Below are 13,452 nucleotides of genomic sequence, written 5' to 3'. Positions count from 1 at the left end.
CGAAAGGATGAACGATGAAGTACATGATGTTCGTTGTCACCGACTCCAACCCTGACACCGAGTCGGACGAGTCCGACGTCGACCTCTGGGTGGACGAGCTCGACGCCAGCGGCAAGCGGGTGATCGGCGAGGTGCTCGAACCGCCCGCGAAGTCGACCATCGTCCGCGTGCGCGACGGCAAACGCCACGTCACAGACGGACCGTTCGCCGAGACCAAGGAATGGATCTGCGGGTTCGACATCCTCGAGTGCGAGAGCCTCGACGAAGCGATCGAGATCGCATCCAGGCACCCCATGGCCCGCAACGGCCAGCTGGAGATCCGCCCCTTCATGACCTGGCAGTAGTCGCCCCTCCCGCTCGCAATCCCCCATCGAGTGGTCCCGAATTGCCGCGTGCCCACGTGCATCCACGGCAATTCGGGACCACTCGATCGGGGGGAGCGCGAGACGTGGACCCGGCGCACAGCAATCCCATAGGATCGGGCCATGCTGCTCGTTCCGCTGCTCTCGCTCACGCTGTTCGTCTTCGCGCTGGTGGACATCATCCTGCGGCCGTCCGATCAGGTGAAGCACCTGCCGAAGCTCGCCTGGGTGTTCATCGTGATCCTGCTGCCGTTCGTCGGGAGCATCCTGTGGTTCGCGATCGGCCGCGAGTACGCACAACGACCGGATGCGCGACCGCGGGCCGTCGTGGTGCGCGAAACTGCCATAGAGCCGAGCGCCTTCGCCCGCGGCCAGCACGGCAGGGCGCTCAGCACCGAGGAGCAGCTGGCGGCCGTCACCGCCGAGATCGAGTACCACGAACGCCAGGAGCGCATCCGCAAGCTCGAACAGGAAGTGCAGCGCCGCCGCGACGGCTCCGGCGAGGCCGCGCTCTAAAGCACCAGCTCGCGCCGCACGATCTGCTGCGCCACCGCGGTCAGCGCGATCTCGTGCCTGCGGGCGTGCGAGCGGATCAGCACGAACGCCTCCTCCACCGGGATGCGATGCCGGTACGACACGACGCCCTTCGCCTGTTCGATGATCACGCGGCTGTCGAGCGCATGCTGCAACTGGTGGCGCACGGTGTCGCTCTCGGCGAGCGCCCGCTGCTGCAGGATGCCGATGGTCGCCACATCGGCCATCGCCCGCGCGGCGACGGCGTCGAGCTCGTCCATCCGCCCCGGCTCGTCGCCGAACAGGTTGAGCGAGCCGATCGTCGTGCGGCGCAGCCGGAGCGGGAACGCGTGCACAGCCCGGAAACCTTCGCGATCCGCCGCAGCACAAAACTGCACCCAGGTGTCCTGAACCGTCGCCAGATCGTCGACGGAGACGGCCACCCCCGTGCGGAAGCACTCGACGCACGGTCCGCCGTCCGGTCCCAGCTGCATCAGCTCGATCAGTCCGCTGCGTTCGTCGGTGGAGGCGACGACGTGCAGCTCACCATCGCCGTCGGCGAGCAGGATCCCCGCCTGGCTGACGTCGAGCAGCCCCTGGCAGCGCTCGACCAGAGCCTGCAGCAGGTCGACGACGTCGTAGTCGGCGACCAGAGAGTCCGCGAGCATGGCGAACGTTTCGAGGATGCGACCCTCTCGTGTGGTCTCCTGCATTAAGCGGTCCTACCCCTCTGCGTCCGCGTCGGTGTTGAAATCGAGGTCGGTGCTGAAATCGAGGTCCGTGCTGAAATCGAGGCGCCACGCGAGGATCTCCTCCGACACCTCGCGCATCGTCATGTCGTGTGCGAACGCGTGCGCCCGGATGAGCAGCTCCGCATCCCCCGGCGAGACCGCGAGCTGCGCGATCACCGCCCCCGTCGCCTGGTGGATGCGCCTCCGCGAGAACTCGCCGCCGTCGTTGTCCTCCGCTTGAGCAGCGCCCAGCCGGCCGAGCAGGTCTCGTAGCAGCAGACGACCCGCGTCTTCGGCGAGCGCCGTCGCCCGCTTGCTGTCCGCATCCAGCAGCTGGAGGGGCTGCGTGCTGTAGAGGTCGATCACGCCGAGCGTGAGCGAACCGATCGCGAGCGGGAAGGCGAACAGCGAAGCCACAGGGAGTTCCGCCGCCGCGTGCGCGAACGACGGCCATCTGGCACCGTGCGTGCCGTGCAGCTCGGGTGCGAACACCGGCCGTTTGGTGGCGAACGCATCCCAGCACGGGCCTTCCCCGAGGTCGAGCTGCAACTCGTCGAGACGGGCGGCGACGTCGTCGGTCGCGCACACCGTCTCCGGGGCGATCAGATCGCCGATGGTGGAGACCGCGGCCCCGGTCACCGGGAGGGCGCGCAGGAAGGGGGCGCAGTACGTGCCCCTGGCCGTCACCGCCGCTCGTTCGTCGCTCACGTCGCCGCACTCTCCGTTCCCTGCTGCCATTGTCCCCCATCCTGAACGGCCGCGACCGTCCACTTTTGTTTCACTTTTCGACAGCCCATTCGCGTTCCGCGCTCCGCCCGAGGACAGTTGTCGCATGAGTGGCATTCACGCGCGACCCCTCGCCGACCTGCGCGAACGCAGGACCAGCATCAAGTGGCACCGGTTCCCCGCCGATGTCCTTCCGATGTCGGTGGCCGAGATGGACTTCGAGATCGCGCCGTCCGTCGCTCAGACCGCGATCGACCACCTGCTGCGCTCCGACACCGGCTACCTGGACTCCCCCGGCCCGCTCGCTGCGGCGTTCGCCGAGTTCGCCGCCGGGGCGTGGGGCTGGCAGGTCGACGAGTCCAGAGTGCACCTGGCGACGGATGTGACGGTCGGCGTCCTGGAGACGCTGCGCCTCGCCGTGCCCAGCGTCGGCGGACGCGTCGTGATCACCCCGCCGGTGTACGCGCCGTTCGTGGAGATGGTCGGTGAGGCGCGCGCCGAGACCGTGGAGGTTCCGCTGCGCGAGGACGCCGGCTGGTCGCTCGACCTTCCCGCCATCGAGCGTGCGTTCGCCTCCGGAGTGGATGCGTTCCTGCTCTGCAACCCGCACAACCCCACCGGACGCTCGCACAGCGCCGAGAGCCTGCGAGAGCTCGCCCGGCTGGCCGCGCAGTACGACGTGCTCGTGGTGAGCGACGAGGTGCACGCGCCGCTCGCGCATCCCGGTTCGCCGTTCACGCCGTTCGCCGTGGCGTGTACCGGGGCGGGGGTCCGCTCCGTCACCGTGACCTCCGCCAGCAAAGGCTGGAACCTCGCAGCCCTCAAGTGCGCCGTCGCCGTCGCGAACGACGCGGACAGCGCCGCCCTGCTCTCCCGGTTCCCGGAGGAGCTCGCCGCCCGCACCAGCATCATCGGCCTGCACGCCAACATCGCCGCGTACGAGGCGCAGACCTGGCTGCACCAGACCATCGACCGCATCACCGACAACTACCGCCTCCTGGTCGGTGAGTTGAGCATCCATCTGCCGGAGGCCCTGGTCGTCGAGCCGGACGCCGGCTACCTGGTCTGGCTGGACCTGCGCGCGCTCGGCCTCGGAGACGACCCGGCCGCCATCCTGCTGGCCGACGCCCGCGTCGCCCTCAACTCCGGGCCCAGCTTCGGCCAGGGCGGTCGCGGTTTCGCGCGGATGAACATCGCCTGCGACCCGGAGACCATCACCGAGGCGGTGCGCCGCATCGCGGCAGTGGTGCGGAGTCGCGCAACCGCCGGTGAGCGGTCGGGCGTCGCGCTTCCAGCCTGATCGGACGATCGCGCGACGGGCTCTATCTAGTCCGTCCCCGCCGCCAGCAAGCCGCGTTCGAGGTCGGCGATCACGTCGCGTGCGCTCTCCAGACCGATCGACAACCGGATGAGCCCCGGCGTGATCCCGGCGTCCAGCCGCTCCTGCTCGGTGAGCTTGGCGTGGATCGTGCTGCCGAGGTGGATCGCGAGCGTGCGGACGTCGCCGATGTGCGTCATCGGGCTGACGAGTTCGAGCGCGTCGATGAACCGGCGCGCTGCCGCCCGACCACCGGCCAGGTCGATGCTGACCACCGATCCCGCCCCGAGCGGCAGATACTTCTGCGCCCGCTCGTGGAACGGATCCGTCGCGAGTCCCGGATAGTGCACAGCGGCCAGTTCGGGCCGCCCGGCCAGCCACTCCGCGATCTGCTGCGCGTTGGCGACGTGCCTGTCCATCCGGAGCGACAGCGTCTCAATGCCGTGCAGCAGCAGGAACGTGCTGGTCGGCGGCACGGTCGGCCCGTACTCCAGCACGGTCACCGTGCGCAGGTAGCCGAGGTACGCCCCTGCGCCGAAACGCTCCAGGAACGACGGGACCCCGGTTCGCGGCGCCTCCACCAGGTGCGGGAAGCGGTCGGCGTTGGCCGCCCAGTCGAACGTCCCGCCGTCGATCACCGCGCCGCCGATGACGGCTCCGTGCCCGGCAAGCCATTTCGACGTCGAGTGCACGACGATGTCGGCTCCCCACTCGATCGGACGACAGAGGTATGGCGTGGCGACGGTGCTGTCCACGACAAGAGGCACGCCGGCCCGGTGGGCGATCCCGGCCAAACGCTCCAGGTCGACCACCTGGTTGAGCGGGTTCGGGATGGTCTCGGTGTAGATCGCCCTCGTGCGGTCGGTGACCCGTGCCGCCCACTCCGACTCATCGGCGTCGTCGGCGACGTACTCAACAGTGAGCCCCTGCCTGTGCAGCGCGCCGCCGAACATCTCCCTCGTCCCCTCGTAGAGCGACGAGGTGGCCAGGATGTGGTCCCCTGCGCGAGCGAGCGAGAACAACGCGGCCGCGATGGCCGCCTGCCCGCTGGAGACGACGATGCCGTCGACCCCGCCCTCCAGATCGGCGAGGCGGCGCCCGGCGACCTGGTTGGTCGGGTTCTCGTTGCGGGAGTACGCCCGCTGCGTGCTGCGCCCGGCGAACCGGTCCTCGCCGTCGTCGAAGTCCGAGAAGACGTATCCGGCGGTCTGATAGATCGGCGTCACGCGTGCGCTGGTCTGCGCGTCCACGACGGCGCCGGCGTGGATCTGCCTGGTCTCGAAGTCAGCCATGGAGCAACTGTACGAACCGCCGGGTGGATGCGCTCGCGCTCGCGCAACATTCGGTCGTACAGGCGAGTGCTCAGTCCGGGTCGGTCGGGTCCACCGGGGCGTGATGGTCGAGTGCGACGACGCCGCGCTTCCAGTACCCGCTGGCGACGACCTGCTCGCCCGGCAGCCCGAGCTCGCGCCGCAGGTAGTGCCGCGCCGGGATGAGCGCACCGGCCTCGCCCGCGAGGAACACGAACGTGTCGTCGCCGATCGGCCCCAGCGCGCGCAACTCGGCCTCCACCGTGGATGCGCCACTCGCCCTGGACAGCCACCGCGCATCCACTCGGTCGGCGAGGGCCGCGGGCAGGTAGGAGGAGACGCTGTCGTCCGCCACGTCGAAGAGCGCGGTGACGGGAACGGACGGGCCGACCGTGGTGAGCCAGCGGGACGCGGCGGGCAGGGCGGTCTCGTCGGCGATCACGATCATCCGGCCGATGCCCTCCGGGGCCAGCTGCGATCCGCGCGGGCCTCCGATGGCGACGACGTCGCCCGGCGTCGCGCGGGCCGCCCAGGCGGACGCGGGCCCCTCGTCCCCGTGCAGGACGAAGTCGATGTCGAGCTCCGCGGCCTCCTGGTCGTCGCCGCGCGGACGGAAGTCGAGCGGCGTGTAGTCCCTGGCGGTGGGCGTCCCCTGCTCCGACGGCACGAGGCCGTCCGGCGTCACCGTCGGCACGATGAGCATCCCGGACTGCTGGTCGGGGAAGAACACCTTGACGTGGTCGGCCGGCCCGGCGCTCGTGAACCCGTCGAGGTCCGTGCCGCTGAACGTGATCCTGACGATCGACGGGACGATCCTGCTCACGCGGCGGACGATGACATGACGGATGGCGAACTCGTGCCGGAGGCGCTGACGAGCGAAAGGCATTTCTGGAAACTCCAGTCGACGGGGGGCGAACTGTTGCTGAGGACAACCTAACGTAGCCGGGCCGCGACGCGCGTCCGGCCACCCCGCGCTGATGTGCGCCGTCCATTCAAGAGAGCCGGCCACGGGACTCGAACCCGTAACCCCCGCTTTCGGCTGCGACGCGGTTCAGCTGGCGCGTGCGACGATGTCCCGCAGCGCCTGGATCTGCGCGTGCGCTTGCGGAATGAGGGTCGTCACCGTCGTGTAGTCATCTGAGGAAACAGCGTTGGAGATCTGCCCATTGATGGCTACGAGCGACGCGTTCGCGAGGGTCCAGTCAGCGACGACAGACTCCGGCGCATTGATCTCAAGCAGTTGGGCCGAGTTGAACGACAACTCCACCGAATTGGTCGCCACTCGCAGCGTCGAACCCTTGGAGACGGCGTCGGCCATGTCGTTCAGGTCTTTGTCGTAGTCGTCCAACTGCTTCCCGGCGGTGGCCTTGAAGTACGTCGGGTCGACCCCGGAGGACACCGGCGCAGGCGGTGTACTGGCGACGGGCGTCGCGACCGGTGTCGGCGTCGCCACCGCACTCGGTGTGGTCTGGGCGAGGACGTTGTCGGCGACGGGAGCGGTTTTGTTCCCCGCGGCGATCGCCCCGGACACCGAACCCACGATGACGAGTGCGACCACAGCGCCGACGACGATGAACCAGGGGCGCTTCCAAAGAGGCAACGGAGTTGTGCGTGCGGTTCCAGAAAGGTTGGCTCCGCCCGGCACGGTCATGGCCGCAGGCGCTGGCGCTGGCGGGGCGGCGAGGACGGGCCGTCGCGCGTCGGTCCATGTGCTGCCATCCCACCAGCGTTCGTTTCCGGGCTGCTCGGTGTCCGGATACCAACCTGCGGGGATGTCGCTCACGTTGCTGCCTCTCGATACGGGAACACCAACCGTCTCACAAAACTGAGGATTCGTTCAGACCCCGTTTGGGTGGACCCACTGTCCGCGCTCGCCCCGAACCTCGTCGCTGAACCGGCCGTTCAACGACTGAATGAGCAGGTCGATCGTCGGGCGGGGCTCGTCACCGCCCGGCTTCACCTACCGGTTTCCAGACTGCGCGACGTAGCCGGCGGAGATGTGGTCGTCGTGGATGGCGCCGGCGGAGGCGAGCTCGACGGGAACGCCCGCGTCAGACAGAAGAGAGCCGGCCACGGGACTCGAACCCGTAACCCCCGCTTTACAAGAGCGGTGCGCTACCAATTGCGCCAGGCCGGCAGTCGACGGTCGCCCGTCGTCGGCACCATCCTAGGGGATTCGTGCCGGGGTCTTCCTCAGCGCGATCAGCCGGCGCTGGGGCTCGGCGTCGGCGTCGCGGTCGAGGAGTACTGGTCGCCCTGCGCCTGCAGCACGAACGCCTTGAAGTCCGCTGCGCTGGTGAGCGAGCCCGTGTACTGCTTGCCGTTGACGAGCACCAGGAGCGCGTTGGTCATCTTCTTGACCGTCGAGTTCGGGATGGGGCCGCTCAGCGCGCGGTCGCTCGCCGTGGTCACCCAGGTCTTGAAGCGCCCGTCGTCGATGCACGACGAGATGTCCGAGGTGTTGGAGGCTCCCGCTGCGCTGACGCGCTTCTTGATCTGCGTGTCGGTGAGGCCGGGGCCGCCCTCCTTGGGCTGGTCCATGAACATCCCGGAATTGAACTTCCAGAACGCGTTCGGCGAGTAGTTCGCGACGCAGGCTGCGGCGTTGGCGGAGCGGAGCGAATACTTGGTGCCCGCCGAGTGGCTGGTGTAGATGGCGACGGGGTGCACCTCCATCGTCACAGCGCCGTCTCTGACCAGCGGTTCGAGCTGCTTGAGGTTGGTGCGCTGGAAGTCGCCGCAAAGGTCGCACAGGTAGTCGGCGTACACGCGGATGTCGACGACGCTGCCTGTGGGGTCGGGCGCGGAGGGGATCGGCTTGGCGTCGGCCGCGAGGGCAGGCGTCGGCTTCACCTTGAGTCCGGCGCCGATGAGCACGCCGTCGCTCGCCATGTTCTTGGGGCCGGGGACCGTCGGGCGGATCGCGCTCACGATGATCAGCACGACGACCGTGACGACGGCGAGCACACCGACGACGATGCCGCCTGCCACCAACGTCTTGTTCCTGCGATCCTTGCGCTGCTGGCTCGTGCGCAGCTGGTGCGCTTTCTGCCTGGCTGCCTCGCGCCGTTCGTTCGCGGGGCGGCTGTCGTCGGGACCGTCGGTCATGAATGTCACTTTCGGGGGAATCGCTGGGGGCACTGCATTCGGAGCAGTGTTCGCTCGCGCGCGCTGCACGCAACCGGTCGATCGTAATTCGGCAGTCTGGGAATCGCCCAGACACCGGCTGAACGCCACCGGAGCCCGAGGGCCCGCGTCTGGTCACGACGCCGTCGCCGATGTCATACTATGGGGTCGTGGCACCGTCGCCTCAGGATGACAGTTCCACCTACCCATTCACAACGGATCGTCCGGCACGTACCTGCCGGTGAAGGAGTAAGAAAACAATGGCGTCAGTCACCTATGACAAGGCAACCCGTCTTTACCCGGGTTCCAACCGCCCAGCAGTGGATGCACTCGACCTCGACATCGCAGACGGCGAGTTCCTCGTCCTCGTCGGCCCGTCGGGCTGTGGAAAGTCCACCTCGCTGCGTATGCTCGCCGGCCTCGAAGAGGTCAATGACGGCAACATCTTCATCGGAGAGCGCAACGTCACCGACGTTCCCCCGAAGGACCGCGACATCGCGATGGTCTTCCAGAACTACGCTCTCTACCCGCACATGACCGTCGCAGAGAACATGGGCTTCGCGCTCAAGATCGCCGGCGTCAACAAGGACGAGCGCGCCACCCGCGTGCTCGAGGCCGCCAAGCTGCTCGACCTGGAGCCCTACCTCGGCCGCAAGCCGAAGGCACTCTCCGGTGGTCAGCGTCAGCGCGTCGCGATGGGCCGCGCGATCGTTCGCAGCCCTCAGGTGTTCCTCATGGACGAGCCGCTGTCGAACCTCGACGCCAAGCTCCGCGTCCAGACCCGCACCCAGATCGCCTCGCTCACCCGCCGTCTCGGCGTCACCACGGTCTACGTCACCCACGACCAGACCGAGGCCCTGACCATGGGTGACCGCATCGCGGTCCTCAAGGACGGCGTCCTGCAGCAGGTCGGCACCCCGCGCGACCTGTACGCGCAGCCGAACAACGTGTTCGTCGCCGGCTTCATCGGAAGCCCGGCCATGAACCTGTTCTCGGCCGACGTCACCGACGGCGGCGTCAAGTTCGGCAGCTCGGTCGTCCCGATCGAGCGCGACATCATCGCCAACGCCGGCCCGTCCGTCACCATCGGCGTCCGCCCGGAAGACGTCGTCGTCTCCACCACCGAGAACACCGGCCTCAAGGTCACGGTCGACCTGGTCGAGGAGCTCGGCGCCGACGGCTACCTCTACGGTCACTCCGAGATCGACGGCAAGCGCACCGACATCGTCGGTCGTGTCGACGGTCGCATGCACCCCAACGCAGGCGACACCGTGTACATCACCCCGAAGCCGGGTCACGTCCACGCGTTCCACGCGGAGAACGGCGAGCGCCTCGGCGGTGCCGTCGTCGACTGAGGTCGAAACGCAACCTGACAGTGCCGCAGTCCGTCCCGGACTGCGGCACTGTTCTTTTCCGGCGCCCCGCAGCGCTTCCACCCGCATCCGATAGGTTTTCATCATGGCCGGCTCCCTCAACATCACCGCAGCGACCGTCGATCCTGCTCTCCTCGACCTCCCGTGGAACCTTCCGCTCGACGAGTGGTCGAGCGAGCACATCGCTGTGCTCCCGAAGGGCATCTCCCGGCACCTCGTGCGGTTCGCGAACCTCTCCGGCTACGTCATCGCCATCAAGGAGACCACGGCGGAGATGGCCACGAGGGAGTACGAGATGCTGCGCACCCTGCAACGCCTCGACATCCCCTGCGTCGACCCGGTCGCCGTGATCAAGAACCGCACAGACGACGAGGGCGATCCGCTGAAGGCCGTGCTCGTCACGCGGCACCTCAAGTTCTCGCTGCCATACCGCGCGCTCTTCTCGCAGACCCTGCGTCCTGACACCGCGACCCGCCTGGTGGATGCGCTCGCGGTTCTGCTGGTGCGCCTGCACATCGTCGGCTTCTTCTGGGGCGACGTCTCGCTCTCGAACACCCTGTTCCGTCGTGACGCCGGGGCGTTCGCCGCCTACCTGGTGGATGCGGAGACCGGCCAGCTCTACGATGGCGGCCTGTCGAACGGCCAGCGCGAGAACGACCTGGAGATCGCGCGCGTCAACATCGCGGGTGAGCTGATGGACCTGGAGGCCGGCGGCCGTGTCGACGAGGAGCTCGACCCGATCAAGGTCTCCAACGGCATCGTCGCGGCGTACCGGTCGCTGTGGAAGGAACTGACCGGAAGCGAGTCGTTCAAGTCGTCGGAGCGCTGGCGCATCAACCAGCGTGTCGACCGGCTCAACGACCTCGGGTTCGACATCGGGGAGCTCGCGATCAAGACGTCCGACGAGGGCACGACCGTGCGCATCCAGCCGAAGGTGGTGGATGCCGGCCATCACCAGCGCAGGCTGTTGCGCCTCACCGGTCTCGACACCGGGGAGAACCAGGCCCGCCGCCTGCTCAACGACCTGGACTCCTATGCGGCCACCCTCGGCAAACAGGGCCTCGATGAGGAGGCGATGGCGCACGAGTGGCTGATGCGCGTGTTCGAACCGGTGATCCGGGCCATCCCGGTCGACCTCAAGGGCAAGCTGGAGCCGGCCGAGGTGTTCCACCAGTTGTTGGAACATCGCTGGTTCATGTCTCAGTCCGAGGGCAGAGACGTCCCTCTCGCCGAGGCGCTGACGTCGTACATCAACGACATCCTGCGCCACCGCCGCGACGAGGCGACCGTGATCGCCCCGCCCACCGAGACCATCAGCATCCCGATCATCGCCTCGGAGCTGGGCTCCGACGACGAGGACGACGCAGACGACTGGCGCTCGAAGGTCTGACGCCGGGCGACGGCGGCGCGGCCGGAGGCGCGACCGCCGCTACTTCGTGGTGCTCTACTTCGCGGTGCCCTACTTCGCGGTGCCCTACTTCGCGGTGCTCTACTTCTTTGTGCCCTCCGCGCGGAGCTTCGCGATCTCGTAGAGGGTGACGCTGGTGGCGATTCCCGCGTTCAGCGACTCGGTGGTCGCCGTGATCGGGATGGAGACGATCGCGTCGCAGGTCTCGGTGACCAGGCGCGACAGCCCCTTGCCCTCGCTACCGACCACGATCACAACGGGCCGGTCGGCGAACGACAGGCCGGGAAGCGACACGTCGCCGCCTCCGTCGAGTCCGAGCACGAAGACACCGGCCTCCTTGAACGCCTTCAGCGTCTGGGTGAGGTTGGCCGCCATGGCGACGGGCGTGCGCGCGGCGGCGCCCGCCGAGGTCTTCCATGCCGACGCCGTCATGCCCACCGAGCGTCGCTGCGGAACGATGACGCCCTGGCCACCGAACGCTGCGGTCGAACGGATGATCGCTCCGAGGTTGCGCGGGTCGGTGATGCCGTCGAGGGCGACGAACAGTGGCGTCTCCCCCTTGCGGATGGTCAGGTCGAGCAGGTCGGCGGGGTGCGCGTACTCGTACGGCGGAACCTTGAGCGCAACGCCCTGGTGCACAGAGTCCCTCCCGGCCAGGCGGTCGAGCTCCGGACGCATCACCTCGAGGATCGGGAGACCGCGACCGGTGGCGATCGACAGGATCTCCTTCACCCGCTCGTCCATCTCCACGCGCGCTGCGATGTAGAGCGTGCTGGCCGGGATGTGCGCGCGCAGCGCCTCGACGACCGAGTTGCGGCCGGTGACGATCTCGCTCTCGTCGCCCGTCTTGGCACGACGAGCAGCACCGGACGCACCACGCGGGGTGGTGTCTCCGCGCCCACGGCCCTGGCCGGAGCCCTGCCCGCGACCGTCGCCGGCCTTGCCACGCCCGCCGGCCGCGACGTAGCGCTCACGTGCCGCCTTCGCCTTGCCTGCGGGGTGGTACGGCCGGTCCTCCGCCTTGGGCGTCGGCTTCTTGCCTTCGAGCGCCTGCCTGCCCTGTCCGCCCGAGCCCACCTGGGGACCCTTGCGGCTCTTCCTCACGGCCCCGGCGCGGGGCTTTCCACCCGAGTTCTTCATGATTCGATGCTCCAATGCGACCCCGTCTGGGTGTCTTCGATGGTGATTCCCGCGCTCGTCAGTTCGTCGCGGATGCGGTCTGCTGCCGCAAAGTCTTTCGCCTGCCTGGCTGCCTGTCTGTCGGCGAGCAGCCGCTGCACCAGCTTGCCGAGGGCGGCGTCCGCCGCCGCCGATCCTGCGGTGTTCCACTGCGGCGACAGCGGGTTGATGCCGAGCACCTCTGCCATTGCGAGCGCATGCCCGCGAGCAGAGGCTGCGGCCTCCAAGTCTTCCGCATCCAGTGCCGCGTTTCCTGAACGCACGGTGTCGTGCAGGACGGCGATGGCCTGCGGGATGGCGAGGTCGTCGTCCATCGCCTCGGCGAAGGCCTCCGGAACCGTCTCGACGCCGCTTCCGGCGAACCGGGTGCCGGTGAGCCGGCGGTCGACGCGCTCGAAGAACCCGGAGATGCGTTCGAGCGCCGCCTCCGCCTCGTCGAGCGACCCGTCGTGGAAGTCGATGGTGGACCGGTAGTGCGCCGATCCCAGGTAGTACCGCACCACCAGGGGCCGCGCGGCGCCGAGCAGGTCGGCCGCGTAGACCGAGTTGCCGAGCGACTTGCTCATCTTCTGGCCGTTGACGTTCACCAGCCCGTTGTGAACCCAGTAATTGGCGAACGCATCCCCTTCAGCCGTCGACTGCGCGATCTCGTTCTCGTGGTGAGGGAAGCGCAGGTCGAGCCCTCCGCCGTGGATGTCGAACTGTGGTCCGAGGTAGCGGCGCGACATGGCTGAGCACTCGATGTGCCACCCCGGCCTGCCGTCGCCCCACGGCGACGGGAAGGAGGCGGACTCCGGTTCGTCGCTCTTCCTGCCCTTCCAGAGGGCGAAGTCGCGCGGGTCGCGCTTGGCGCGCTGGTCGGCGTCGGCCGCGGCCTCCATGTTGTCGATGCTCTGCCTGGTCAGCTCGCCGTAGCTCGGCCAGCTCTTCACGTCGAAGTACACGTCTCCCGAGCCGTCTGCCGCGGCATACGCGTGGCCGCGCTCGATTAGGCGGGCGATGATCTCCTGCATCTGCGGGATGCTCGCCGTCGCGCGCGGCTCGTAAGTCGGCGCCTGCACGCCGAGCGCCGTGTACCCGGCCGTGAACTCCAGCTCGAACCGGTAGGCGAGCGCCCACCACTCCTCCGCGCTCCCGGACTCCCGCGCGGCGGCGGCGTTGACCAGGATCTTGTCATCGATGTCGGTGACGTTGCGCACCAGGGTCACTCGGTAGCCGCGGTAGCTCAGCCACCGGCGCAGCTGGTCGTAGACGAGTGCCGAACGGAGGTGGCCGATGTGCGGGGACGACTGCACGGTGGGACCGCAGACGTAGATCCCCACTTCGCCGTCGCGGAGGGGGATGAAGTCGCGAAGGGCACCGGCCTTCGTGTCGTAGAGTCGCACAGTCACGGCATACAGCCTACG

General features: G+C 68.4%; 13 protein-coding genes and 1 tRNA gene. 5 read left to right on the top strand and 9 right to left on the bottom strand.

The window, feature by feature from the left end; translation table 11 throughout:
* The first annotated feature begins 14 nt into the window (after positions 1-14).
* Positions 15-344: a YciI family protein gene (locus AC37TH_RS09670; protein ID WP_490764144.1), complete on the top strand. Its 330-nt coding sequence runs from the start codon at positions 15-17 to the stop codon at positions 342-344.
* 141 nt (positions 345-485) lie between these two features.
* The gene (locus AC37TH_RS09665; RefSeq protein ID WP_490764143.1) at positions 486-878 is read left to right on the top strand and encodes a PLD nuclease N-terminal domain-containing protein; all 393 of its coding nucleotides are present in this window, start codon (positions 486-488) and stop codon (positions 876-878) included.
* Here AC37TH_RS09665 and AC37TH_RS09660 read toward each other — a convergent pair.
* Together AC37TH_RS09660 and AC37TH_RS09655 are read right to left on the bottom strand one after the other, a co-directional pair.
* Complete coding sequence (locus tag AC37TH_RS09660) at positions 875-1,588, bottom strand: GAF and ANTAR domain-containing protein (protein ID WP_490764142.1); 714 nt, start codon at positions 1,586-1,588, stop codon at positions 875-877. The two genes, AC37TH_RS09665 and AC37TH_RS09660, sit on opposite strands and share 4 nt — an antisense overlap.
* 9 nt (positions 1,589-1,597) lie before the next feature.
* Positions 1,598-2,314, bottom strand: a complete 717-nt coding sequence (locus tag AC37TH_RS09655; RefSeq protein ID WP_490764141.1) for a GAF and ANTAR domain-containing protein — start codon at positions 2,312-2,314, stop codon at positions 1,598-1,600.
* 124 nt (positions 2,315-2,438) lie between these two features.
* Here AC37TH_RS09655 and AC37TH_RS09650 point away from each other — a divergent pair, with 124 nt between their 5' ends.
* Positions 2,439-3,632: a MalY/PatB family protein gene (locus tag AC37TH_RS09650; RefSeq protein WP_490764140.1), complete on the top strand. Its 1,194-nt coding sequence runs from the start codon at positions 2,439-2,441 to the stop codon at positions 3,630-3,632.
* A gap of 26 nt (positions 3,633-3,658) precedes the next feature.
* On the opposite strand, the gene AC37TH_RS09645 is transcribed toward AC37TH_RS09650, so the two are convergent.
* The 5 genes from AC37TH_RS09645 to AC37TH_RS09625 form a co-directional block, all read right to left on the bottom strand.
* Positions 3,659-4,942: an O-acetylhomoserine aminocarboxypropyltransferase/cysteine synthase family protein gene (locus AC37TH_RS09645; protein ID WP_490764139.1), complete on the bottom strand. Its 1,284-nt coding sequence runs from the start codon at positions 4,940-4,942 to the stop codon at positions 3,659-3,661.
* A gap of 70 nt (positions 4,943-5,012) precedes the next feature.
* Entirely contained in the window at positions 5,013-5,846 is an 834-nt protein-coding gene (locus tag AC37TH_RS09640) for a siderophore-interacting protein (protein ID WP_490764138.1), read from the bottom strand.
* A 165-nt stretch (positions 5,847-6,011) separates the two neighbouring features.
* A complete protein-coding gene (locus AC37TH_RS09635; RefSeq protein ID WP_490764137.1) occupies positions 6,012-6,743 on the bottom strand; it encodes a DUF2510 domain-containing protein in 732 nt (243 codons plus the stop codon).
* Positions 6,744-7,024: 281 nt separating this feature from the next.
* Positions 7,025-7,097, bottom strand: a tRNA-Thr gene (locus tag AC37TH_RS09630).
* A gap of 65 nt (positions 7,098-7,162) precedes the next feature.
* Entirely contained in the window at positions 7,163-8,068 is a 906-nt protein-coding gene (locus AC37TH_RS09625; protein ID WP_490764136.1) for a DsbA family protein, read from the bottom strand.
* A 278-nt stretch (positions 8,069-8,346) separates the two neighbouring features.
* Here AC37TH_RS09625 and AC37TH_RS09620 point away from each other — a divergent pair, with 278 nt between their 5' ends.
* Both AC37TH_RS09620 and AC37TH_RS09615 read left to right on the top strand, forming a co-directional pair.
* Positions 8,347-9,441, top strand: coding sequence for an ABC transporter ATP-binding protein (locus tag AC37TH_RS09620; RefSeq protein WP_490764135.1), 1,095 nt, complete (start codon positions 8,347-8,349; stop codon positions 9,439-9,441).
* A 103-nt stretch (positions 9,442-9,544) separates the two neighbouring features.
* Positions 9,545-10,849, top strand: coding sequence for a DUF4032 domain-containing protein (locus AC37TH_RS09615; protein WP_490764134.1), 1,305 nt, complete (start codon positions 9,545-9,547; stop codon positions 10,847-10,849).
* Between the two features lie 99 nt (positions 10,850-10,948).
* Here the strand turns inward: AC37TH_RS09615 and rlmB are convergent, their stop codons facing one another.
* Entirely contained in the window at positions 10,949-12,007 is a 1,059-nt protein-coding gene (rlmB, locus tag AC37TH_RS09610) for a 23S rRNA (guanosine(2251)-2'-O)-methyltransferase RlmB (protein WP_490764133.1), read from the bottom strand.
* The gene (gene cysS, locus AC37TH_RS09605) at positions 12,004-13,437 is read right to left on the bottom strand and encodes a cysteine--tRNA ligase (protein ID WP_490764132.1); all 1,434 of its coding nucleotides are present in this window, start codon (positions 13,435-13,437) and stop codon (positions 12,004-12,006) included. Before cysS ends, rlmB begins: the two co-directional genes overlap by 4 nt.
* Positions 13,438-13,452 lie beyond the last annotated feature (15 nt).

It is taken from the genome of Leifsonia sp. McL0627 (assembly GCF_058244615.1).
This window is presented reverse-complemented; position numbering and strand designations above follow the sequence as displayed.